This window comes from Pseudomonas sp. HMSC065H01, from assembly GCF_001815235.1.
GTDB classification, from domain to species: Bacteria; Pseudomonadota; Gammaproteobacteria; order Pseudomonadales; family Pseudomonadaceae; genus Pseudomonas; species Pseudomonas aeruginosa.
Window position 1 is genome coordinate 16,239 of the sequence record NZ_KV819844.1, and the last position, 23,374, is coordinate 39,612.

General features: G+C 67.3%; 14 protein-coding genes and 1 pseudogene. 8 read left to right on the plus strand and 7 right to left on the minus strand.

Annotated elements, in window-relative coordinates; all coding sequences use genetic code 11:
- Positions 1 to 27: 27 nt before the first annotated feature.
- The 3 genes from asnB to kynR form a co-directional block, all read right to left on the minus strand.
- Positions 28 to 1,860 carry an asparagine synthase (glutamine-hydrolyzing) gene (gene asnB, locus HMPREF3014_RS04665; protein WP_003105325.1) on the minus strand — a complete coding sequence of 611 codons (1,833 nt, stop codon included), beginning with the start codon at positions 1,858 to 1,860 and terminating at the stop codon, positions 28 to 30.
- 87 nt (positions 1,861 to 1,947) lie between these two features.
- Entirely contained in the window at positions 1,948 to 3,222 is a 1,275-nt protein-coding gene (locus HMPREF3014_RS04670; protein ID WP_003118521.1) for an aromatic ring-hydroxylating oxygenase subunit alpha, read from the minus strand.
- Positions 3,223 to 3,423: 201 nt separating this feature from the next.
- Positions 3,424 to 3,900: a kynurenine pathway transcriptional regulator KynR gene (gene kynR, locus HMPREF3014_RS04675; protein ID WP_003088777.1), complete on the minus strand. Its 477-nt coding sequence runs from the start codon at positions 3,898 to 3,900 to the stop codon at positions 3,424 to 3,426.
- A 132-nt stretch (positions 3,901 to 4,032) separates the two neighbouring features.
- On the opposite strand from kynR, the gene kynB reads away from it, so the two are divergent.
- The 5 genes from kynB to HMPREF3014_RS04700 all read left to right on the plus strand — a co-directional run bounded on the left by kynB (position 4,033) and on the right by HMPREF3014_RS04700 (position 11,594).
- Positions 4,033 to 4,674, plus strand: a complete 642-nt coding sequence (gene kynB / locus HMPREF3014_RS04680) for a kynurenine formamidase KynB (protein WP_023085217.1) — start codon at positions 4,033 to 4,035, stop codon at positions 4,672 to 4,674.
- Between the two features lie 3 nt (positions 4,675 to 4,677).
- On the plus strand, positions 4,678 to 5,928 hold the full coding sequence (gene kynU, locus HMPREF3014_RS04685) for a kynureninase (protein ID WP_003114854.1): 1,251 nt from the start codon (positions 4,678 to 4,680) through the stop codon (positions 5,926 to 5,928).
- Positions 5,929 to 6,083: 155 nt separating this feature from the next.
- Positions 6,084 to 7,490, plus strand: a complete 1,407-nt coding sequence (locus tag HMPREF3014_RS04690) for an amino acid permease (protein WP_003088769.1) — start codon at positions 6,084 to 6,086, stop codon at positions 7,488 to 7,490.
- Positions 7,491 to 7,775: 285 nt separating this feature from the next.
- Entirely contained in the window at positions 7,776 to 9,650 is a 1,875-nt protein-coding gene (locus tag HMPREF3014_RS04695) for a (7S,10S)-hydroperoxide diol synthase (protein ID WP_003114856.1), read from the plus strand.
- Between the two features lie 39 nt (positions 9,651 to 9,689).
- Positions 9,690 to 11,594 (plus strand): 10S-dioxygenase, encoded by a 1,905-nt coding sequence (locus HMPREF3014_RS04700; protein WP_016253490.1) that lies wholly within the window; start codon positions 9,690 to 9,692, stop codon positions 11,592 to 11,594.
- 36 nt (positions 11,595 to 11,630) lie between these two features.
- Here the strand turns inward: HMPREF3014_RS04700 and HMPREF3014_RS04705 are convergent, their stop codons facing one another.
- Positions 11,631 to 12,533, minus strand: coding sequence for a LysR family transcriptional regulator (locus HMPREF3014_RS04705; RefSeq protein ID WP_073647875.1), 903 nt, complete (start codon positions 12,531 to 12,533; stop codon positions 11,631 to 11,633).
- Positions 12,534 to 13,046: 513 nt separating this feature from the next.
- Between HMPREF3014_RS04705 and HMPREF3014_RS04710 the strand changes: the two genes are divergently transcribed.
- Both HMPREF3014_RS04710 and HMPREF3014_RS04715 read left to right on the plus strand, forming a co-directional pair.
- Positions 13,047 to 13,256 carry a hypothetical protein gene (locus HMPREF3014_RS04710; RefSeq protein WP_003088759.1) on the plus strand — a complete coding sequence of 70 codons (210 nt, stop codon included), beginning with the start codon at positions 13,047 to 13,049 and terminating at the stop codon, positions 13,254 to 13,256.
- Between the two features lie 176 nt (positions 13,257 to 13,432).
- A complete protein-coding gene (locus HMPREF3014_RS04715) occupies positions 13,433 to 15,094 on the plus strand; it encodes a hypothetical protein (RefSeq protein ID WP_003142545.1) in 1,662 nt (553 codons plus the stop codon).
- A 28-nt stretch (positions 15,095 to 15,122) separates the two neighbouring features.
- Here the strand turns inward: HMPREF3014_RS04715 and HMPREF3014_RS34765 are convergent.
- The 3 genes and pseudogenes from HMPREF3014_RS34765 to fusA form a co-directional block, all read right to left on the minus strand.
- Positions 15,123 to 15,326 (minus strand): annotated as a pseudogene (locus tag HMPREF3014_RS34765) (nitrilase-related carbon-nitrogen hydrolase); the annotation flags it as partial.
- A gap of 160 nt (positions 15,327 to 15,486) precedes the next feature.
- The gene (locus HMPREF3014_RS04720; RefSeq protein ID WP_003120255.1) at positions 15,487 to 18,081 is read right to left on the minus strand and encodes a bifunctional diguanylate cyclase/phosphodiesterase; all 2,595 of its coding nucleotides are present in this window, start codon (positions 18,079 to 18,081) and stop codon (positions 15,487 to 15,489) included.
- A gap of 171 nt (positions 18,082 to 18,252) precedes the next feature.
- Positions 18,253 to 20,361 carry an elongation factor G gene (gene fusA, locus HMPREF3014_RS04725; protein WP_023085213.1) on the minus strand — a complete coding sequence of 703 codons (2,109 nt, stop codon included), beginning with the start codon at positions 20,359 to 20,361 and terminating at the stop codon, positions 18,253 to 18,255.
- 275 nt (positions 20,362 to 20,636) lie between these two features.
- Here fusA and HMPREF3014_RS04730 point away from each other — a divergent pair, with 275 nt between their 5' ends.
- Entirely contained in the window at positions 20,637 to 23,279 is a 2,643-nt protein-coding gene (locus HMPREF3014_RS04730; RefSeq protein ID WP_023085212.1) for a TonB-dependent receptor, read from the plus strand.
- Positions 23,280 to 23,374: the final 95 nt, after the last annotated feature.

The window sequence follows — 23,374 nt, forward strand, 5'->3', positions numbered from 1 at the left end:
GAGTATCCTCCGCTAAGAAAGTGCCGCTCAGAGGCTGATGTCGACCCCATGGCGGGTCAGCCAGCGGTCCAGGTTCAGCAGGTAGGCCAGGCCGGCGGTCGGGCTCGCCGAGGCACGCGGGCTGGGCAGCGGCGTGCCCTGTTCGAGAGCCTGGCGGACCCGCCCGGCGTCCACCAGTTCGAACAGCGGCGAGCGGCCGTCGTCGAGCAGGCGGCCGACCCGCTCGCGCAGCAGCGCCAGGTAACGTGGGTCGGGGTTGGCCGGGAAACCGCTCTTGCGCCGCTCCAGGATCGCCTGCGGCAGGTGCCCGCGCAGGGCCCGGCGCAGCAGGCTCTTGCTTTCCCCGGCGACGCTCTTCAGCGCCCAGGGCAGGTTCCATACGTACTCCACCAGGCGGTGGTCGCAGAACGGCACGCGCACTTCCAGGCCGACCGCCATGCTCATCCGGTCCTTGCGTTCGAGCATCGCCGGCAGCCAGCGGCTCAGCGCCAGGTAGGCGACCTCGCGCTGGCGTCGCTGGGCGGCATCCTCGCCATCCAGCCGCGGCACTTCGGCGAGGGCCTCGCGGTAGCGCGCCCGGATGTATTCCGGCGCCGCCACCCGTTCGGCGACCTCCCGCCGCAGCAGTTGCCAGGGCCCGCTCTTGCCGGCCAGCCAGGGGAAGCCGTCGTGTGCGAGGGCGCTCGGGTCGTGGAAGAACGGGTAGCCGCCGAACACCTCGTCGGCCGACTCGCCCGACAGTGCCACCGTGGTGTGCTCGCGGACCTGGCGGAACAGCAGGTAGAGCGAGGCGTCCAGCTCGCCCCAGCCGGGCAGGTCGCGGGCCTGGAGCACCGCCTCGTCCTGTTCCAGCACCTCTTCCGGGGCGACCAGCACGGTACGGTGCGGCGTACCGAGGAAGTTCGCCGCCAGCTGCGCATAGGGTTCGTCCCAGCTGCTTTGCCAGGGCGTCGGGACGAAGCCGCGGCCTTCGCCGGGGAAGTCCACGGAGAAGGTCGGCAGGCGCCGCGCGTCGCCATCCAGCGCGGCCACCGCGAAGGCACTGATGGCGCTGGAGTCGAGCCCGCCGGAAAGCAGGCTGCCCAGCGGGACGTCGGCCACCAGTTGCTCGGCCACCGCCTCGCGGAGCAACTGGCCGGCGCGTTCGGCGCTGTCCTCGGCGCCCTCTTCGTGACGTTCCGCGCGCAGCGCCCAGTAGACCAACTCGCGCACACCATTGCGGTCGAAGCGCAGCGCCTGGCCCGGCCGGACCTGGCGCAGGCCCTTGTACAGGCCGTGGCCGGGAGTCGGCGCGGTGGTCAGGGCGAACAGCTCGGCGATGCCGCTGGCGTCGAGCACCGGGTTGGCCTCGGGGTTGGCGAAGATCGCCTTGGGTTCCGAGGCGAACAGCACGCCTCCGGCGGTCGGGTAGTAGTACAGCGGCTTGACCCCGAAGCGATCGCGCACCAGCCACAGGCTCTGCTCGCGCTCGTCCCACAGGGCGAAGCCGTAGATGCCGCGGAGCCGGGCGAAGGAAGCCTCGCCCCATTGCAGATAGGCGCGCAGCACCACTTCGGTGTCCGAGCGGGTGCGGAAGACCTGGCCCAGCGTCTCCAGCTCGGCGCGCAGCTCGCGGAAGTTGTAGACCTCGCCGCTGTAGGTCAGCGCCACCCGCCCGCCAGCCTCGGCAAGCATCGGCTGGGCGCCGTTCTCCAGGTCGATGATCGCCAGGCGCCGATGGCCGAGCAGCGCGTGCCGCGACAGCCACAGGCCTTCGGCGTCCGGCCCGCGCGGGGCCAGGGTACGGGTCATGCGTTCGAGGATGCTGCGCTGCTCGCCGAGGTCGCGGCTCCAGTCGGTCCAGCCGGTGATTCCACACATGGATGACGTTCCTTGCAGTGACCCTTTATTCCCCGCGTAGCCAGGGCGGCGCGCAGGGATCTGCAGGGAGCGATGGTTGAAGACGGCTCAGACGGCCACGGCGAGAAGCCGCAGGGCGGCGGGCTGCTGCCCTAGCCGGCGGCTCCACTCGCGCCAGAAGCCGCGGTTCTGCTCCTCGTCGACGTGGCGGCGGGTTGCCGGTCCCATGCCGCGGGAAAAATCGCTGTAGCCGAGGGCGGCGTGGGCGTAGGCGCGCTGACAGGATTCGAGGATCTCGACGTCGTCGGGGGTGCCGAAACCGCCCGGGCCGATGAACGAGATCAATCCATTGATCCGCGCCGCCCGCTCCTCGCGGGTCTCATCGGCGAAGCCGGCGCCCCATACGGTGACGCTGACCTCATCGGCGGCAGTCGGGAAGAACGAGCGGATGTTCAGGCCGAGGATGTCGTTGATCACCAGGTTGGGAAAGATGAACAGGCTTTTGTTGGTGTGGGCGATGTCCTCTGCCCGCGCCTGCCCGAAGCGTTCCACCAGGCGTTCGAACTTGGCGGCGATGGACGGCTTGAGCGCTTCCGGGAACAACGGGCTCCAGTAGGCGATCGGCCGTCCGGTGGACGGCGGGCCGCTGATGATCAGCGCGTGGCCGTTGCCCAGCGCCTCGCCGCGACCGTGGCGCTTGTGCGACTCCGGATCGGTGCCGAGGGTATTCAGGTATTCCAGGTAGCGCTTGTGGGCGAACGGCAGGTGGTAGGCGTCCACGCCGTTTTCCGCGAGCAGCTTCCAGTTGGCCTTGATCGAATGCTCGAAGCCGCCGGGGATGATCTCCAGTTCCGCCTCGGACTGGTCGCAGATCAGGTCGATATAGTCCTTCGCCTGGCCCAGGTAGGTTTCCAGGGACGGTTGCCGGGCGGCGTAGTGGATGAACAGGAAGTTGCGGTAGACCGCGTGTTTCACCTGTGTCAGGGACAGCTCCGGATGGCATTGCCCGGCATGCTGGTAGGCGGCCTTGTCCGGCAGGCCGATCAGGCTGCCGTGGCTGTCGTAGGTCCAGCCATGGTAGGGACAGGTGAAACGCTGGCTGTTGCCCTGGCGCTCGGCGCAGACCTTGGCCCCACGGTGCGCGCAGGCGTTCAGGTAGACCGCCGGCTCGCCATCGGCGCGACGCTGGATGATCAGGTTGCGCCCGCCGACGTCGCGGGTGATGAAGTCGCCGGGCTCGCGCAGTTCGCTGAGGTGGGCGGCATACAGCCAGCTGTCGTCGAATATCTCGTGCAGTTCGCGCCGGTGCAGTTCCGCGGAAACATAGGCCTGGCGCCTGACCCGGAAGTAACTTGCGTCGTCGGTCTCGATATATTCACTCACCGCCTAACCTCCGTGTAACGTTGACAACCCGGCAACGGGGACGGAGGAAACCTAGCACGGGGAAAATCAATTCCGGCAGACTATTTATTCATTAGCTAATAACTCGTAACCCCATGAAAAAAGACAAAATAATTATTTCCCTCGACGACTGAAAATTCCTCCCGCTCATTGCACTCATGCTTTTATGAGGGGTCGCCCCGTTCAACTCTTCAGGTTCACCAGGTCGAGCAGGTCGGCACCGGCCTTGATCTCCTGCAGGACGATTTCCGAGCGGATGTCGGTGACGCCGGCGGCGCGGTTCAGCTTGTTCACGATGAAGTCCGAATAGTGCTTGAGGTTGCGCGCCCGGACCCGTAGCACATAGTTGGTGGCGCCGGTCACCACATAGGCGGTGACCACCTCCGGCCAGTCCCGGACCCTGGCGATGAACGCCTCGTGCCAACCCTCGACGTCCTGGCGCAGCGACACATGGACGATGGCTTCCAGCTCCACGCCCAGTCGCTCGGCATCCAGTTCCACCGAGTAGCCGCGGATGATCCCCTCGCTTTCCAGCAGGCGCAGCCGGCGCAGGCAGGCGGATGGCGAGAGGGAGACCTTCTCCGCCAGGTCCTGGTTGCTCATCCGCCCGTCCTGCTGCAGGTGACGGAGAATGCGCAGATCGATGGCGTCCAGGGACATGTGCAGTTCCTATCAGAATGAATAGCTATCTTCGAATTTTGTGCGAACAGATTGCCATGCGACCTTGCATTTCGCACGAAAATTCTCCGAAATCTCGTTCATTATCATTCGCTGGATTTCCGGAGAAAAACAATGACTTCGCTCCGCTACTGGGACATCAGTCCCGCCCTCGACCCGAGCACGCCGACCTGGCCCGGCGACACGCCGTTCCAGCAGGAATGGGCGGCGCGGCTGGACGAGCAGTGCCCGGTCAACGTCGGCCGGATCACCCTTTCGCCGCATACCGGCGCCCACGTCGACGGCCCCCTGCACTACCGCGCCGACGGCCTGCCCATCGGCCAGGTGCCGCTGGACGTCTACATGGGACCGTGCCGGGTGATCCACTGTATCGGCGCTAACCCGCTGGTGACCCCCGAACACCTCGCCGGCCAGCTCGACGACCTGCCCTCGCGGGTGCTGCTGCGGACCTTCGAACGGGTCCCGGCGAACTGGCCGGAAGGCTTCTGCGCTATCGCTCCGGCCACCATCGAGTGCCTCGCCGAGCTCGGCGTCAGGCTGGTCGGCATCGACACCCCGTCGCTCGACCCCCAGCACTCCAAGACCCTCGACGCCCACCACGCGGTGGGCTGCCACGGCATGGCGATCCTCGAAGGCGTGGTTCTCGACGACGTGCCCGCCGGCGACTACGAACTGCTCGCCCTGCCGCTGAAATTCACCCACCTCGATGCCAGCCCGGTGCGTGCCGTGCTGCGAGCCCTGCCTACCGCGGAGTAACCGATGACCACTCGTGACGACTGCCTGGCGCTCGACGCCGGCGATCCCCTGGCCGACCTGCGCCAACTGTTCGCCCTGCCCGACGGCGTGATCTACCTCGACGGCAACTCCCTCGGCGCCCGCCCCCGGGCCGCCGTGGAGCGCGCCGCCGAAGTGGTCGCCGCGGAATGGGGCGAGGGGCTCATCCGCAGCTGGAACAGCGCCGACTGGCGCGGCCTGCCGGAGCGCCTCGGCGACAAGCTGGCGCCCCTGATCGGCGCGCGCGCCGGCGAAGTGGTGATCACCGACACCACATCGATCAACCTGTTCAAGGTGCTCAGCGCCGCCCTGCGGATCCAGGAGGAAGACGCGCCAGGGCGCAAGGTGATCGTTTCCGAATCGAGCAACTTCCCCACTGATCTGTACATCGCCGAGGGCCTTACCGACATGCTCCAGCGCGGCTACCGGCTACGCCTGGTAGATGACCCGGAGCAATTGCCGGCGGCGATCGACGCGGATACCGCGGTGGTGATGCTCAGCCATGTCAACTACAAGACCGGCTACCTGCACGACATGCGCGAGGTCACCCGCCTGGTCCACGAAAACGGCGCCCTGGCGATCTGGGACCTGGCCCACTCGGCCGGCGCGCTGCCGCTGGACCTGCACGCGGCCGACGCCGACTACGCCATCGGCTGCACCTACAAGTACCTCAACGGCGGCCCCGGCTCGCCGGCCTACGTGTGGGTCGCGCCGCGCCTGCGCGAGCGTGTCTGGCAACCGCTGTCCGGCTGGTTCGGTCATTCCCGCCAGTTCGCCATGGAGCCGCGCTACCAGCCCGGCGAAGGCATCACCCGGTTCCTCTGCGGCACCCAGCCGATCACCTCGCTGGCCCTGGTCGAATGCGGCCTGGATATCTTCGCCCGGACCGACATGCAGCGCCTGCGCGACAAGTCGCTGGCCCTCGCCGATCTGTTCATCGAATTGGTGGAAAGCCGTTGCGAACGCTTCGGCCTGACCCTGGTGACCCCGCGCGAGCATGCCCGGCGCGGCAGCCATGTCAGCTTCGAGCATGCCCAGGGCTACGCCATCGTCCAGGCCCTGATCGACCGGGGGGTAATCGGCGACTACCGCGAGCCGGGCATCCTGCGCTTCGGCTTCACCCCGCTGTACACCCGCTTCGTCGAGGTCTGGGATGCGGTGCAGGCGTTGCTGGAAATCCTCCAGAGCGAAGCCTGGAAAGAGCCGCGCTACCAGGTCCGGCACAAGGTGACCTGAGTCCCGCCCGCGCGGACCGCGCCGGTATTCCCGGGGCGGCCCGCGAGCACCCACCGCTCTCGCGCACAGGAGCCCGCGACCGGCACCCGCACATCGCCACCGACGTTCCCTCGGCAATTCATAAGAACCCCAATAAGATTCCAGAGGACATCCAGATGAACGACCCCCAGGGCTTCGAGGCCATCTCGCGCCGCGAACAGGGCCTGCAACGGCGGCTCTCGGCCGCGCAGATGAGCATGATCGCCATTGGCGGCGCCATCGGCACCGGCCTGTTCATGGGCAGCGCCTTCGCCATCGGTTTCGCCGGCCCCAGCGTCCTGCTCAGCTATGCCATCGGCGCGCTGATCACCCTGCTGCTGATGGGCTGCCTGGCGGAAATGACCGTGGCCCATGCCACCCCCGGCTCGTTCGGCGCCTTCGCCGAGCACTACGTCGGCCCGCTGGCCGGGTTCCTGGTGCGCTACGCCTACTGGGCGGCCATCGTCCTGGCGGTGGGCACCGAGGTCACGGCGGTGGCCATGTACATGAAGTACTGGTTCGCCGGTATCCCGGAATGGGTCTGGATCATCTCCTTCTCGACCCTGCTGATCGGCCTGAACGCCAGCAGCGTGAAAGCCTTCGGCAACTTCGAATACTGCTTCTCGACACTGAAGATCGCCGCCATCGTCGCCTTCATCCTGCTCGGCGCCTACCTGGTGTTCGGCTCCGCCAACCCGGCCTACGGCGTGCACAACTACAGCGCCCACGGCGGCTTCTTCCCGCACGGCCTGAAAGGCATGTGGATCGCCGTGGTGGTGTCGATCTTCAGTTATCTCAGCGTGGAGATGATCGCGGTCGCCGCCGCCGAGGCCGAGCATCCGGAACAGGCGGTGAAGTCGGCGTTCCGCTCGACCATCGTGCGCCTGGTGGTGTTCTACCTGCTGACCCTGGCGCTGATGCTCGCCATCGTCCCCTGGGACCAGGCCGGGCAGAGCCAGAGCCCGTTCGTCACGGTGATGCAGGCGATCGGCCTGCCCGGCGCCACCGGGGTGATGAACTTCGTGGTGCTGGTGGCCGCGCTGTCGGCGATGAACAGCCAGCTCTACATCACCACCCGGATGATGTTCAGCCTGTCGCGCGCGGGGCACGCGCCGAAGGGCCTCGGCGAACTGAGCCGCCAGGGCGTGCCGCTGAACGCGCTGCTGCTGTCGAGCGTCGGTATCGCCCTGGCGACCCTGCTCAACCTGGTCTACCCCGAGCAGTCCTTCACCCTGATGATGGCGGTGTCGATGTTCGGCGCCCTCTTCACCTGGCTGATGATCTTCTTCACCCACCTCTGCTTCCGCCGCCACCGCGCCCGCCACGGCGGCGCGCCGCTGGCCTTCCGCATGCGCCTGGCGCCCTGGTCGACATTGCTCGGCCTGGCGCTGATGGCGGCGATCCTGGTCACCACCTTCTTCACCGAGGCGTTCCGCATGACCCTGGTCTTCGGCGTGCCGTTCCTCGCGCTGCTCAGCGCACTCTACCTGGTCTTCGTCCGCAAGCCCGGCAGGGATTGTCCGATAGAACGGGCAACGCCCTAGGCGCTCTCCGCCCTGCGAACCTGGCGCGCACGGCGAAGCCCGACCGGCGCGCCCTTTCCGGACCGGGCGGTTCCGTTTCCCATACCTTTTCCGTCGCACAAAAAGCATTACCCGCCGGCCGCCGCGACTCCGTAGCGTAGTGCCCAACCGGACGTTCCGGCCCGCGGCGCGCCGCGGCCGGCGCGCTCCCGTCAGGGACGAAGTGGCGGCACGCCCAGCCATCGAGCGCACTGCATCGCTCTGCCCTGTGGGGACGCAGACGTCGTCAGCCATGAGGGGAACACGATGCATCCGACCTTTTCGCGGGTCCTGCTGGCCGCCGCACTGGCCGCCGCCGGCAGCCCTGCCGTCGCCACCGAAATCCAGCTCGAGCAAGGCTGGAACGCCGAGCAACGCGCCTCCTGGTACGACGCCTCGCTCGGTTCACGGCTGCTGCCGCTGGCCTGGGCCCAGGCGCTGGAGCGTCCGGACAGCGAGGAGCGCCTGTTCTCCGAAGACAACGCCCGGCGCCTCGGCTTTCCCCTGCGCAACTGGCAAGGCGGCGAACTGCGCCTGCCGCGCGGCTTCGCCCTCGACCAGCAGGACGACAGCCAGTTCTCCGACACCCGCCTGCGCTGGAAAGCCCGCCAGTCGTCCAGCGAACCCTGGGTCGGGCTGAATTGCGCCGGCTGCCACTCCACCGACATCAGTTACCGCGGCAGCGAACTGACCGTCGACGCCGGCGCCACCCTGGCCAACGTCCAGGCGATCTTCGACGAAGTGCTCGCCGCGCTGCGCCGCACCAGCGACGACGGCGACAAGTTCGCGCGCTTCGCCGGCAACGTCCTCGGCAGCGAGGACAGCCCGGCCAACCGCGAGCTGCTGAAGGCCGCCCTGGTCAAACGCGCGGCGCTGATCGACACCCTGCTGAGCATGTCCGCGACCGACCTGCAACCCGGCCCGGGGCGCCTCGACGCCACCGGCCAGTCACTCAACCGCGCGGCAATCAACTCCGGCGCCCGCCATCTGCAAGCGAACCCGACCGACGCGCCGACCAGCTTCCCGGCACTGTGGCACACGTTGCAGATGGACAAGCTGCAATCCAGCGGATTCGTGCCCAACGTCAAGGTCCTCGACCTCAACGGCCAGGTCTTCGACCTCGGCTACCTGGCCGGCGACATCGGCGTGGTCCAGGGCGACTACGGCGACGTGGTCAGCCATCCGCTGTCCGGCCTGGAGGGCTATATATCGAGCATCCGCGTGGACAACCTGACCCGTGTCGAGGGTCTGATCCACAAGCTCAAGGCGCCGGCCTGGCCGAGCCAGCTGTTCGGCGCCCCGGACAGCGCCAGGCTGGCCCAGGGCAAGCGCCTCTACGAGGAGAACTGCGCGGCCTGCCATGCGAGCATCGGCCGCGACGACCTGCAAACCCCGATCAAGGTCCGCCAGGTGCGCCTGAAGGCCCATGGCGACGACGCACCGATCGGCACCGACCCGTGGATGGCCTGCAACACCTTCACCTTCAGCAGCCCCAGCGGCAACTACTTCGGCCTGTTCCGACCGTCCCTCGGCACCCCCAGCGGCGTCGGCATCGTCGGGCGGACTTCGAAGATCGCCGACATGCAGGTCCCCGAGGTGTTCCAGATCATGCTCGGCAAGAAAGGCCAGCTGGCCGACGGCATCGCCGAGATCATCCACGCCATCGTCACCGGGCAGCAGACCCTGCCCGGCTCCGACAGCCTGCAAGCGGTGCCCGCCGGACAATTGCTGCTGGCCGGCGCCGCCCCTGCCGACAGCCAGGCGCAGAGCCTCGCCGCCGGCGAAGTCCCCACCGACAAGAGTGCGCGCAAGGACTACTGCCTGAATACCGAGCATCCATTCCTCGGCTACATCGCTCGCCCGCTGAACGGCATCTGGGCCACCGCACCCTACCTGCACAACGGTTCGGTGCCGTCGCTGTACGACCTGCTGCTGCCCCAGGAGCAACGGCCGGCCACCTTCTACACCGGCAGCCACGAGTTCGATCCGAGCCGGGTCGGCTACCTCACCGCGCCCGGCCCGGACAACGCCTTCCTTTTCGACACCCACCTGGAAGGCAACTCCAACGCCGGCCACGACTTCGCCCGCGAGTACGACGAAAGCCAGCGCCTGGCGCTGCTCGAATACCTCAAGACCCTGTGAGCCGGCCCCGCCCACATGCCCAATAGAGAGAACCGCCCGATGACCCTATCGCGACTCAGCCTTGCCATCCTTTCCGTCCTCGCCGGTGCCCCGGCATTCGCCGACGACAGCGGCGTCGACCTCGACCAGGGCTGGAACCAGACCCAGAAGACCGCCTGGCTGGAAGCCGGCCAGGGCTCGCGGATGCTGCCGCTGGCCTGGCTGGTGGCGCTGGAGCAGCGCGCCAGCGAAGAACCGCTGATGTCCGATGCGCTGATCCGCCAGTACGGCTATGTCCCGCACACCCTCGGCGGTTCCAGCGTGAAGGTGGTGCAGGGCTACGCGGTCGACCGCAGCGACGACAGCGACCTGACCTTCACCAAGCTGCGCTGGAAAGCCCTGCAGGGCTCCAGGGAACCCTGGGTCGGACCGACCTGCAGCATGTGCCACACTTCGCACATCAGCTACCAGGGCACCCAGCTGACCGTCTACGGCGGGCAGACCATGGGCGACCTCGCCGGCTTCCAGCTGGAGATCCTCGGCGCCCTGCAGAGCACCCGCGCCGACACCGCCAAGTTCGAGCGCTTCGCCCGCAAGGTGCTCGGCGCCGATGGCCTGGTCAGCGGCTACAACGACGCCAACAAGGCACGCCTGCAGGCAGCCCTGGACGCCACCATCGTGCGCCTGCGCGACGGCTCGCACTTCAACCTGCCGCACGATCCCGAGTTCGGCCCGGGCCGCCTGGACGCCATCGGTTCGATCTTCAACTCGGTGGGCTACGAACTGCATGCCGACGAGCAGATCTACGGCGCCGAGGACGCCCCCGTGAGCTATCCGTTCCTGTGGAACGTACCGCAGCTGGACCGCGTACAGTGGACCGGCTTCAACCCGAACCACATCAACGTGGTCGAGATCGACAACCGCAAGTTCGACGTCGGCGCCCTGGCGCGCAACGCCGGCGAGGCGGTCGGGGTATTCGCCGACGTCAAGGTGCTCAGCCCGATCCAGTCGGCGCTGCACATCGGCTACCCGTCGAGCATCAACGTCGACAACCTGATCCGCATCGAAGACCAGCTCGGCCAACTGAAGCCGCCGGCCTGGCCGAACCAGCTGTTCGGCGCCCCGGAGCCGACCAGGGTCGCCGAGGGCCGCGAGCTGTACCGGCAACATTGCTCCAGTTGCCACACGCCGCTGGACCGCAACGACCTGCGGACCCCGGTGAAGACCGTGCTCACCCACCTGCAGGCGCGCGGCGAGGTCGCGCCGATCGGCACCGACCCGTGGACCGCCTGCAACAGCATCGCCCAGCTGAAGACCGGCTACGTGCGCGGCAAGCCCTACCTGTCCTTCGTCGGCACCGGCCAGCGCGGTTTCTACGGCAAGCAGGCCTATGCGGTGGACGTGCTCCAGGAAGTGGTGGTCCAGGCCCTGGCCGCGCGCGGCCTGAGCGTCGCCTTGGGTGCCTTCCAGACCGCCGCCCTGGGCATCTTCGACGGGCAGTTGCCGCCGCTGATCAGTCCGGTGCCGGACAGCCCCGACGCCGACAGCGCCGAAGCGACCGCCGCGGACGCGCCAGGCGCCCTGCTCCTGGCCGAAAACGTCGCGGCCGGCAGCGACAAGGCCCGGCGCCTGGAGCAGTGCCTGGCGATGACCAGCGACCTGATGGCCTACAAGGCGCGCCCGCTGAACGGTATCTGGGCCAGCCCGCCCTACCTGCACAACGGCTCGGTGGCGACCCTCTACGACCTGCTGCTGCCGCCGGACCTGCGGCCGCGGACCTTCTATACCGGCAGCGTCGAGTTCGACCCGGTCAACGTCGGCTACATCACCGATGCCGGCGGCGCCAACCGCTTCCTCTTCGACAGCGGCAAGCCGGGCAACGCCAATGGCGGCCACGACTACGGCAACGCGCAGTTCAACGAGCAGCAGCGCCGCGCCCTGGTCGAGTACATGAAGACCCTCTGAAGCCCCTCGCGCGGCCGGCGCTCCCGGCCGCGTCCCTCAACCGGCGGCGACCCGCCGCGCGGTCTCGACGAAGCATTCGAACTGGGTGTCGCTGGCGCGAAGCCGCGAAGTCGGCGACACCGCCAGCCCCACCGGCAGGCGGAAGCCTTCGTTGACCGCCGCCGGCAGAGCGGTGAAGGCCACCCCCGGATAGGCGAACTTGGTCAGCGACAACGGCAGGAAGGCGAAGCCGTCGCCGCTGGCGACCTGGGCCAGGAGAATGCTCAGGTCGTTCGGCCGCACGCTGCGCCGGGGCGCGAAGGCGACGGCATCCATCGCATCGTTCATGAACTGGCTGTAGGCGGGAAACAGCGAGTCCTTCGGTACCAGCAGCGGCTCGCCAATCAGGTCGTTCAGCGACCAGTCGGGCGCCAGTCGCCGGTGCAGGGTTTCCGACAGGGCGATGACGTGCTCGTAGCTGCCGATCTCCATCAGCTCGTATTCGCGCACCACCTTCGGCGGCGCGCCGATGATCGCCGCGTCCAGGGACGACTCGCGGACCAGGCTGAGCAGGTCCAGCGATGGCGCCCAGGATGGCGAAACGGCGCTGCACACCCGCGCTTCCTTCAGTTGCCGGGCCAGCTCGCCGGACCAGCCGGGATCGAGGTAGCGGCTGAAACCGATGTGCAACTGGCGGTCGTCGCCGTCGCCGATGTCGCGGGTCAGCGCCTTGGCCTCGGCGATGATCTTCACCGCGCGGCAATGCACCACCCTGCCCACTTCGGTCAGGCTCACCCCGGCCGGACCGCGGACGAACAGCGCCTCGCCGATGTGCACTTCGAGCGCCTGGATCTGCCGCGACAGCGACGGCTGCGAAACGTGCAGCACCTCGGCGGCCTGGCCGATGCTGCCGTACTCGGCGACACAGGCGAAATACATCAGCTGGCGCAACGAAGGCATCGCCTTCGACCAATTGATGATCGGGAAACTGGCATCGGTCACGGACATTGCGTACATACCCCTCGCTGGCAACACGGGTCGGATCGGCACGGACAGGGAAACCCCGGGACGGCGCGACGAGCGACCGCCGGCCGCCTTCATCCGAAAGCCGTTTCGCGGCAGAAGAACGAAAGATAGGTAGCGGAGATGACAGGAAGCGCGACGTTCGGGTCCGGGACGCTCTTCATGGACGGCGTCTTGTTCCCGCGCCGCCAGTATAGCCAGGCGGCATGGGAAACTGGCCATGCGGCGCGCCACCACCGCGGGCCACCCTCGCCGTTCGGATAGGTCCCCTTGCCAGGTCGGTCCGAAGCTGCCGGGGGCTATCGAAAGCGCTGCGCCGTGGGCACCGGCCACGAACGCAGGCCACCCCGTCGGCAGCGGCTGAACCGCTTCGTCTTTTCGTGAACCGCTTCCGTGTCGGCGGAGCGCCAGGGGGGCTACGCTGAGTTTTTCAGGATCAGGAGTACCGCCATGCTGGATCACGACCTGACTGTCGCCCTGCTCTGCCGTCTCAACCAGAACCAGAGTGCCCTCGGCATGGCCCTGGAGGAGCTGGCGATCTGGGCGAAGCGCCATGAAGGCGGCGAAACCTACGATGTCGTCATGAACCACCTGCAGACCCTGGAGCGCAACGCCGATTTCGTCGCCGAGGCCATCGTCGTCCTGATGGCGGATCGCTGAAGCGCGCCGGCCCCGTACGAGCGGACGAGCCTGCGCGGTGCGCTGGGCACGGCACGCAGTAAAATCTTCAAGATTTTTCTTACAAGGCAATAGGACTCGTCCAAGTTACCTCGCCCATAGCTCCCGGTACCCTCGCCCGTTACACCTTTCAAGCACCAACGGGATCTCCAGGGCTTATGCTTCTTCGAACCATCAGTGTGGAAACTGCCGAGCAGACGGAACTGAATGCGGCCTTGTTGTGTGGTTTCGCCATTCCCGCCAGCGACCGCAACTTCATCGCCTACAGCCTCAACGAACAGGTCGACGAAAACGACTCGCGCGTCTACATCGCCTCCCTGTTCAAGACCGACGACGGCTTCCGCCTGGGCCGTCTCGACACCGACGAGGCCTGCGAGGCGGCCATCCAGGTGTTCCGCCAACTGGTCCGCGAAGCCACCACCGGCAACCGCCGGACCAGCGATCTGGCCTACCACCTCATCGACCTGCAGGACGCGGCCATCGCCCCCTCGCGGCGGGAAGAACACCGCTCCCTGGTGCTCGAACGCGAATGGGTGATGAAGCTCGTCACCTTCGAGTCCCCCCATGGCTACGGCCCCGCCCTGGATGGCGAGGAACCCTGCGCGGAAGTCCCGCCACTCGTCCAGGAGGCCCTTTTCGAAGACGCCGCTCCCGATGTCCTCGCCGAAGACGATGCGGACGAGACCACGGACGGGCCGGCGGAGCCCATCGACGAGCCCGAGGCGGCGGAAGACGAAACCGTCACCGAGGCCGGATGCGTCGAGCCCGAGCCGCGGCCGGAGGCGGAAACGGCAGCGCCCGAGGGTGGGGCGCCAGCCGAGTTCGCGGCGAAAGCGGAGCAGTCCGCCAAGGTAGCGGATGCCGAGGCCATCGGCGCCTTCGTCGACAACGCCAGTCATCTTCGCGAGGAGCTTGCCGACCTGGCGCAGATGCTCCACCCCGCGCTGCACGCCGCCGACGCCACGGGCAGCGCCAACCTTCCGTCTCCAGACGCCGCCGAGGAATCCTCCATGCCCCCGAGCCCCTCCCCCCTCGCCGCACCCGCGCCGGAACCGGTATCGGCCAGGGTCCCCAGCCTGTCGCTGCGCCTCCGGGTGCCGCCCGCACGCCTGGCCGGCGCCGAGGGCGGGGCCAACGCCAGAGAGGCGCCCACCCAGGCCGCCGCCGTCATTCGCCAACCCGAGGATGAAGCCCACGTGGATACGGATACCGCGCTCGATATCGGCAACGATACCGAGCATCTGCTACAGGACGTGCAGGGCACCCTGGCCGACCTCGCCGGCATGGCCCAGCAACTGAGCCAGCAGAAGCAGGAAGCGCTCAAGCAGCAGGAGTCGCTGGAGTCGCTCCAGACGCAACTGCACGAGAAGGAGCGGCAATTGCAGGAAAAGGAAAAGCAGCTCCGGCAGTGGCACAAGCGCCTGCAGGACGACCGCCAGGCGCTGGAGCGGGAAACCGAGCAGAGCAACCGTCTCCTCGCCGAGCGCAGCGCGGCCCTGCAACAACTCGCGGAAAGCGTCGAAGCCCGCGAGCGCAGCAGCGCGCGGCGAGCCGAAGTACTGCAGATCGAGCAGGAACGCCTCGAAGAGTTGCGCAGCCAGCAGAACCTGCGCCAGGCCGAACTGGAAAAGCGCGAAGCCAGCGTCCAGCAGCGCAGCCTGGAACTCGGCGAGCGCTTCAAGAAGCTGGAAAGCGCCCGCGAGAAGCTGGCGCAGATCGTCAAGGGTTTCAACGAGACCGTACAGTTCAATACCGCTCTGCACGCCATCAGTCATACCGGGTTGAAGCGCCAGGAAGAGAGCGCAGCCGAACTGGAATAAGGTTCTCCTCCGGCAAAAGGGCGCGGCGCCGATACTGGCCCGCGCCCTTTTTCATTCGCCCAGCCGCGCCCGGCCGCTCGCCCTCGGGACGCGGTGCCGCCGGCCAGTTCACCGGTGCGCAGAGCAGTTGTGCGCCGGACAGCGCCGGCAGGCGCACCCATTCGGGAAACTCCAGGTCGTAGCAGACCATCACCGCGATTCGCCCGAAGCGGGTGGCGACCACCGGCGCTGGCCCTGGCACAAGGCCATGGGAAGGACGGAGTGTCGGCAAGCGAAGACGGGAAGGGAATCAGTCAGGTCAAATAATCAGTTCAGCATTTTCTGAACCATACGCAGGGCGATCGCTGAACCGAGGGCCGCCGAGGCACCGCGTGCGCCCTTCTGACGCCCGCTCAAGGCCGGCGCGCAGCATGGCCTTCGGCGGAAACCTGGGGCGCCTGGGTCTGCCCCGCCTCGCGCTCCAGCAGATCGCGCAGGCGCTGCGCATCCAGCGGCCGGCTGAGCAGGAACCCTTGCAGTTCGTGGCATTGCTCGTCGCGCAGGATGTGCATCTGCCCTTCGGTCTCCACGCCCTCGGCGGTGACCCGCAGGTTCAGGGCGTTGCCGAGATTGATGATGGCCTGCACGATCGAACGGTCGCGCCCGGTCTTCTCCATGCTGGCGACGAAGCGCTTGTCGATCTTGATGCTGTCGAAGGGATAGGTGCGCAGGTAGCCGAGCGAGGAATAGCCGGTACCGAAGTCGTCCATGTTGAGGCGGACGCCCAGCTCCTTGAGGGCCGTCATGGTCCGCAGCGCGCCATCGACATCGTTGAGCATGACGTTCTCGGTCACCTCCAGCTCCAGCCGGCGAGCATCCAGGCGGGCCAGGCGCAGGGCCTCGCGCACCTGCCAGACGATATCGCCGGTCATGAACTGCGCCGGCGACACGTTCACCGAGACCATCACCTCGCCTGGCCAGCTGGCGGCGGTGGCGCAGGCCTCGCGCAGCACCCAGTTGCCGATCTGTACGATCAGGTCGCTTTCTTCCGCCAGGCCGATGAACTCGTCCGGGCCGATCAGCCCGCGGCGCGGATGGTTCCAGCGGATCAACGCCTCCGCCGAGGCGATCGTCTGTTCCTGCGCCAGGAAACGCGGCTGGTAGTACAACTCGAACTCGCCGTTCTGCAAGGCGGCGCGCAACTCGGTCTCGCGCAGCTTCTTCTCGGCGAGATGGGAGTCCATCGCTTCCAAGTAGAAACGCCAGGTATTGCGCCCCGCGGCCTTGGCCTCGTACATCGCCACGTCGGCGCAACGCAGCAGGCCGCGCGGATCGCCGCCGTGCTCCGGCGCCAGGGCCACGCCGATGCTGGCGCCGACATGGAAGCTGTGCCCTTCGTAGGCGACCTCGCGGTTGATCACGTCGATCAGCCGGCTACAGAACTTCTCGATTTCCAGCTTCGACGACACGTGGGTACTGACCACCACGAACTCGTCGCCGCCGAGCCGGGCAACCATGTCCTGGTCGCGGGTCGAGGCGCGCAGCCGTTCGGCGATGGCGTAGAGCACCGCATCGCCGGCGGGATGGCCGTGCTGGTCGTTGATCGGCTTGAAGCGGTCGAGGTCGAGCATCAGTACCGCTACCGGCGACTTGCCAGCCTTTTCCGCCAGCAGGCGTTCGAGGAACTGGAACAGCTTGTTGCGGTTCGGCAGGCCGGTCAGGGCATCGTGCAGGGACAGATGCTGGATCTTCGCATGGGCTTCGACCTCGTCGGTGATGTCGGCCGCCGTGCCGCGATAGCCGCTGGCGACGCCGTTGCGGATCGCGCTGGCGCTCAGCTTGCCGACCCGCGCCTGGCCCTGGCTGTCGCGGAAAGCGCAGACCAGGCTGGACGGCGCACCGGCATCGGGCAGCCCTTCCAGCCACTTGACGATGTTCACCGTATCGCTATCCAGCAACTCGTCCAGCCGCCGCCCGATCCAGGCCTCCGGCTGGTAGCCGGTGACGTCGCGGAAGCGCACGGAGAGATAGGTGAAGACGAAATGCCCGTCGACTTCCCAGATCCAGTCCGAGGCCGCCTCGGCTATCGACTTGAAACGTTCCTCGCTGGCCAGCAGGGCCTGGTTGCTGCGTTTCAGGACCTTCTGCTGGCGATCCACCGCGCGGGCGTTGAGCACGGCGCTGCGGCTCAGCCAGAACAGCAGCCCGGCGGCGAGCACGAAGATTCCCAGCAGCGGCAACGCGGTCTCCCGCAGCATGGCGCTACCCGGACGCGACGACACCCAGGCCAGGCGATGGGGAGTGCCCTCCAGGGCAAGGCTTTCCTTGTCGCCCGCCGCGCCGCCGGCCAGCAGGTGCAGGTTGGCGATGCCGTAGTCGCCGCCGAGCTTGGCCAGCTTCGCCGGGGTCAGCCGGTCGACGAAGACCATCACCGAGGCCTTGGCCAGGTCGATGGGCGCATGATCGCTGGTGGGCTTGATCGCCGAGGCAACCAGGATCGCCGGTGCGCCGTCGAAGTCGACGTAGCGGCTGATCGCCGCTTCGTCCACCGCGGCACGGCGTGCGGAGCGGAGGATGTCCCCGGTGTCGGCGTTCAGCGAGTCGGCCAGCGAGCGTTCGGAAAGCTCGCCCTCGAGCATGGCGTAGCGAGTGCCACGGTCGTCGATGACGAAGACGCCGTCGTAGCCGTTGGTGGTGTAGAGCACCGAGCCGAGGTTGTTCTTGGTGAAGGCCCAGTCCACGTCGACCCGGTTTCCCAGATAGACGTAAGCATCGGTCCAGAAGGAATAGGTGGTGGAGAACTGCTCGGAATTTTCCCGGCGATTCTGCAGCGCCTTTTCCACGTAGAAATGGCTCTGCTCGATGGCGATGTCGTCCTGGTGCCTGGCGATGTGCAGGATCGCCCAGCCGCATGCACCGAGGGCGAGGAAAAGGGCGGCCAGGAACATTAGGAGATGCTTGGAGACCTGGGAGACTGCGGTACCGCTGGCAATCGCTGAAGCAAGCATCGATTCGCCATCCTTGTGACCGTATAGGTGCGGGCCTTGGTCACTGTCTTATAGTTAAGCATCCAGGGGGCGTCAAAAACCCCGCTTGGCAAGCGCATCGGCGCCGAAGATGCGGCTGCCGCTCCCGCAAAGGCGCGCGCCGCCGCTGGCCTCGGCGGCGCGCGGCGGCTCTCAGCGGCCCTGCCTGGCGATGATCGCCTCGGCCACGCTGGCCGGTACCTCGGCATAGCGGACGAACTCCATCGAGTAGCTCGCGCGCCCCTGGGACATCGAGCGCACGTCGGTGGCATAGCCGAACATTTCGCCCAGCGGGACCTCGGCACGGATCACCTTGCCCGCCGGAGTATCCTCCATGCCCTGGATCAGGCCACGCCGGCGGTTGAGGTCGCCCATCACATCGCCCATGTAGTCCTCCGGGGTCACCACCTCGACCTTCATCACCGGCTCCAGGAGCACCGCTCCGCCCTTCTGCGAGAGTTGCTTGGTGGCCATCGAGGCGGCGATCTTGAACGCCATCTCGCTGGAGTCGACGTCATGGTAGGAGCCGTCGTACACCGTCGCCTTCAGGCCGATCAGCGGGTAGCCGGCGAGCACGCCGTTCTGCATCTGGTCCTCGATGCCCTTCTGGATCGCCGGGATGAACTCTCGGGGAATCACCCCGCCGACCACCTCGTTGTGGAACTCCAGGCCTTCCTGCCCCTCGTCGGCCGGAGCGAAGCGGATCCAGCAATGGCCGAACTGGCCGCGGCCGCCGGACTGGCGGACGAACTTGCCCTCGATCTCGCAGGTGTTGCGGATGGTCTCGCGATAGGCCACCTGCGGCTTGCCGATATTGGCTTCGACGCTGAACTCGCGGCGCATGCGGTCGACGATGATGTCCAGGTGCAACTCGCCCATCCCGGAAATGATGGTTTGCGCGGTCTCCTCGTCGGTCTTCACGCGGAACGACGGGTCTTCCTGGGCCAGCTTGCTCAGGGCGATGCCCATCTTCTCCTGGTCGGCCTTGGTCTTCGGTTCCACCGCCACCGAGATCACCGGATCGGGGAAGTCCATGCGTTCGAGGATGATCGGCTTGTCGATGGCGCACAGGGTGTCGCCGGTGGTCACGTCCTTCATGCCGATCAGCGCGGCGATGTCGCCGGCGCGCACTTCCTTGATCTCGTCGCGCTGGTTGGCGTGCATCTGCACCATCCGCCCGACCCGCTCCTTCTTGCCTTTCACCGAGTTGAGCACCGCGTCGCCGGAAGTCAGCACCCCGGAATACACGCGGGCGAAGGTCAGGGTGCCGACGAAGGGGTCGGTGGCGATCTTGAACGCCAGCGCCGAGAAAGGCTCGTCGTCGTCCGCATGGCGCTCGTCGTGCTTCTCTTCGTCGTCCGGGTCGGTGCCCCTGATCGCCGGGATTTCCGACGGAGCCGGGAGATAGTCGATCACCGCGTCGAGCACCAGCGGCACGCCCTTGTTCTTGAACGAGGAGCCGAGCACCGCCGGTACGATCTGGTTGGCCAGGGTCCGCTGGCGCAGCCCGGCCTTGATCTCCTCGATGCTCAGTTCCTCGCCTTCCAGATACTTGTTCATCAGTTCGTCGTTGGCCTCGGCGGCGGCCTCGACCATGTGCGCCCGCCACTCCTCGGCCAGCGCCCGCAGCTCCGCCGGGATCTCCTCCTCGCGGTAGCTGGTGCCCTGGTCGGCATCGTTCCAGTAGATGGCCTTCATCTTCACCAGGTCGATCTGCCCGCTGAAGTTTTCCTCCGCGCCGATCGCCAGTTGGATCGGCACCGGGACATGGCCCAGGCGTTGCTTGATCTGCGCGACCACGCGGAGGAAATCGGCGCCCTGGCGATCCATTTTGTTGACGTAGGCCAGGCGCGGCACATGGTACTTGTTGGCCTGGCGCCAGACCGTCTCGGACTGCGGCTCGACCCCGTCGGCGCCGCTGAACACCACCACCGCGCCATCGAGCACGCGCAGCGAGCGCTCCACCTCGATGGTGAAGTCGACGTGGCCGGGGGTGTCGATGATGTTGAAGCGATAGCGGTGCGGGAACTGCTTGGTCGAGCCCTGCCAGAAGGCCGTGGTCGCCGCCGAGGTGATGGTGATGCCGCGCTCCTGCTCCTGGACCATCCAGTCCATGGTCGCCGCGCCGTCATGGACCTCGCCCATCTTGTGGTTGACGCCGGTGTAGAAGAGGATCCGCTCGGTCGTCGTGGTCTTGCCGGCGTCGACGTGGGCGACGATGCCGATGTTGCGATAAAGCTCGATGGGAGTGGTGCGAGCCATGATCTGCCCCTTGGGTGCTGCCCTGGATGATGGGAACGACTGCTGAAAGAAAAATGTAGCTGAAGAAAGGACGCCGCAGCACCGCCGCGACGCCTGCTTTTCGACCTCGGCAGAGGGGACTGGTTCTGCCGCTCCGGCCCGCCGACGAAAGGCGCGACGGCAGGGCTTGTTCCCAGCGGACATAAACTCATGGCGCAAAGGTCTAAGCCGTCCCTGGAAAATCCCCCGGCTCGACGGACATCCCTGGACACACCGGAACAAGGGATGCCCCGACCATGCACCGATCGCTCCACACCGACGCGCCGCTGGGCGCCGCCCTGCTGCTGGCCCTGCAGCTCGCTCCCGGCAGCGCCGCCGCGGCGGAGGAACAGGCGCCTGTCGACCCGCCCACGGTCCAGTTGCAACGAATCGAGGTGACCGGCAGCGCGATCCGCCGGGTCGATGCGGAAACCGCGGTGCCGATCAGCGTCCTGCGCGCCGAGGAGCTGCGCCAACAGGGCGTGACCAGCACCGAGGAACTGATCGGCCGGCTTTCCGGCAACCAGGGCGTATACAACTCCAGTCGCTCGGTCGGCAGCGCCACCGGCGGCGCCTCGTTCGCCGACCTGCGCGGAATCGGCGCGAACAAGACCCTGGTGCTGCTCAACGGCCGGCGCCTGGCGAACAATGCCATCGACGGCTCCGCGGTGGATCTCAACACCATTCCCTTCGCCGCCATCGACCGGGTCGAGGTGCTGCGCGACGGCGCCTCCGCGCTGTACGGCACCGATGCCATCGGCGGGGTGATCAACTTCATCACCCGCAAGAGCCTGAACGAAGGCCGCTTCGACAGCGGCTACGCCTCCCCCACCCACGACGGCGGCGGCAACCAGCGCAACGTCAGCGCTAGCTGGGGCTTCGGCGAGCTGGAGGAGGATCGCTTCAATGTCTTCGCGGTGGCCAACTACGACAAGCAGGAGCGCCTCGGCGCCAAGGACCGCGGCTACACCTACAACTACCAGCCGGGACGCGGCCTCGACTACAGCTCCGGCACCGCCTTCCCCGGCAACTGGAGCCAGGGCGCCAACGCCAGCAATCCGCTGGCCGCCGGCGGTTGCAAGGGCGCCGACCTGATTCCGCGCAACGGCATCTGCCGGCAGAGCCTGTGGCGCTACCTCGACCTGGTGCCGGAAACCGAGAAGACCTCGGTGTTCAGCCGCGCCACCGGCAAGCTGGCCGACGAGCACAACGTCAGCCTGGAGTACTTCTGGTCGCGCAACGACAACGCTACCCAGGTCGGCCCAGGGACCCTCACCGGCCTGCAGATCGATCCCGGCACCGCCTTCTATCCCGGCAACGGCATCACTCCCGGACCCGGCGGCTTCGTCCTCGACCCGAGCCGGCCGGTGGAGGTCAACTGGCGACAGAGCGTGCTCGGGCCGCGCCTGCAATCCTCGCAGAACACCGGCCAGCGCCTGCTGCTCGGCTTCGACGGCCAGTTCGCCGGCTGGGACTACGATATCGGCGCCTCGTACAACCAGAACAAGGTGGTCGACCATATCCACAGCGGCTACGTCGATGATCGCGCCGCCGCCCTCGGCATCGCCAACGGGACGCTGAACCCGTTCGGGCCGCAGACCGACGCCGGCCTCGCCTACCTCGGCAGCCATGCCCTGAGCGGCGACTTCCGTACCTCGATCGGCCGCGTCAAGGGCCTGGACGCCCGCGCCAGCCGGGAGATCGGCGACTGGTTCGGCGCCGGGCCGGCGGCCCTGGCGCTGGGCGGCGAGTTCCGCAAGGAAGCGTTCCACCAGGACATCCAGGACTTCGCCGGCAACGTGCAGAGCCTCGGCGTCGATCCCGCCGCCACGGTCAGCGGCGAGCGCAACCTGAAGGCGCAGTACGCCGAACTCAACGTGCCGGTGCTGGACAGCCTGGAACTCAGCGCGGCGATCCGCCACGACAAGTACAGCGACTTCGGCAGCACCAGCAACCCGAAATATTCGTTCCGCTTCCAGCCGTTCCGCCAGTTGGTCCTGCGCGGCGCCTACAGCGAAGGTTTCCGTGCGCCGTCGCTGTACGAACTGTACAACCCGACCTTCACCACCTATACCAGCGCCAACTACGACGACCCGCGCCTGTGCGCCGGCGGCCAGCCGAGCCAGGGCGGCATCGCCAACCGCGACTGCGCCCAGCAGTTCTACAACGCCACCGGCGGCAATACCGACCTGCGACCGGAAACCGCGCGCAACGTTACCCTGGGCCTGGTCTACCAGCCGCTGCGCGACCTTTCCGTCGGCCTGGACTTCTGGTGGATCAGGATCGCCAACCAGATCGCCGAGTTTCCCGAAGCGGCGATCTTCGCCGACCCGCAGGCCTACGCCGGACGCATCGTGCGCAAGGCCGACGGCTCGATCGATCACGTCGTCACCGGACTGGCCAACCTCGGCAAGGTAAAGACCAGCGGCGTCGACCTGAGCCTCGATTATCGTTTCCCGGCCAGCCGCTACGGGCAGTTCGGGCTCGACCTGCAAGGCACCTACGTGTCCCGCTACGACTTCCAGCAGCAGATCGGCGGCCAGTACCTGGACAACGTCGGCGACTTCCAGGGCGTCGGCGTGATCGCCCGCTGGAAGCACGTCGCCAACGCCACCTGGAGCCGCGACGCCTGGCAGGCCACCCTGAGCAACCGCTACACCAGCGGCTACAACGACTACGACCGCGCCAGCCACGGCAAGGTCGGCTCGTGGAACCTCTGGGACCTGGCCGGCAGCTACCGCCTCAGCCACGCGCTGGGGCTGACCCTCGGGGTGAAGAACCTGTTCGACCGCGAACCGCCGTTCAGCAACCAGACCTACACCTTCCAGAGCGGCTACGACCCGCGCTACACCGATCCCTACGGGCGCATCCTGTTCGGCCGCCTCAGCTACAGCTTCTGATGCCGGCGCGGGCGCCCGGCCGGTATGGCCGGCAAGCCCGTCGACGGCTGTCCAGCTACCAGATCCGGTAGCCCTGCCAGATTTCGCAGGCGACC

Bases quoted from the DNA above. Each gene is read 5' to 3' on its own strand.
- asnB (WP_003105325.1), bottom strand. From the start codon at position 1,860: ATGTGTGGAATCACCGGCTGGACCGACTGGAGCCGCGACCTCGGCGAG.
- kynR (WP_003088777.1), bottom strand. From the start codon at position 3,900: ATGTCCCTGGACGCCATCGATCTGCGCATTCTCCGTCACCTGCAGCAG.
- kynB (WP_023085217.1), top strand. From the start codon at position 4,033: ATGACTTCGCTCCGCTACTGGGACATCAGTCCCGCCCTCGACCCGAGC.
- kynU (WP_003114854.1), top strand. From the start codon at position 4,678: ATGACCACTCGTGACGACTGCCTGGCGCTCGACGCCGGCGATCCCCTG.
- HMPREF3014_RS04690 (WP_003088769.1), top strand. From the start codon at position 6,084: ATGAACGACCCCCAGGGCTTCGAGGCCATCTCGCGCCGCGAACAGGGC.
- HMPREF3014_RS04695 (WP_003114856.1), top strand. From the start codon at position 7,776: ATGCATCCGACCTTTTCGCGGGTCCTGCTGGCCGCCGCACTGGCCGCC.
- HMPREF3014_RS04700 (WP_016253490.1), top strand. From the start codon at position 9,690: ATGACCCTATCGCGACTCAGCCTTGCCATCCTTTCCGTCCTCGCCGGT.
- HMPREF3014_RS04705 (WP_073647875.1), bottom strand. From the start codon at position 12,533: ATGCCTTCGTTGCGCCAGCTGATGTATTTCGCCTGTGTCGCCGAGTAC.
- HMPREF3014_RS04710 (WP_003088759.1), top strand. From the start codon at position 13,047: ATGCTGGATCACGACCTGACTGTCGCCCTGCTCTGCCGTCTCAACCAG.
- HMPREF3014_RS04715 (WP_003142545.1), top strand. From the start codon at position 13,433: ATGCTTCTTCGAACCATCAGTGTGGAAACTGCCGAGCAGACGGAACTG.
- HMPREF3014_RS04720 (WP_003120255.1), bottom strand. From the start codon at position 18,081: ATGCTTGCTTCAGCGATTGCCAGCGGTACCGCAGTCTCCCAGGTCTCC.
- fusA (WP_023085213.1), bottom strand. From the start codon at position 20,361: ATGGCTCGCACCACTCCCATCGAGCTTTATCGCAACATCGGCATCGTC.
- HMPREF3014_RS04730 (WP_023085212.1), top strand. From the start codon at position 20,637: ATGCACCGATCGCTCCACACCGACGCGCCGCTGGGCGCCGCCCTGCTG.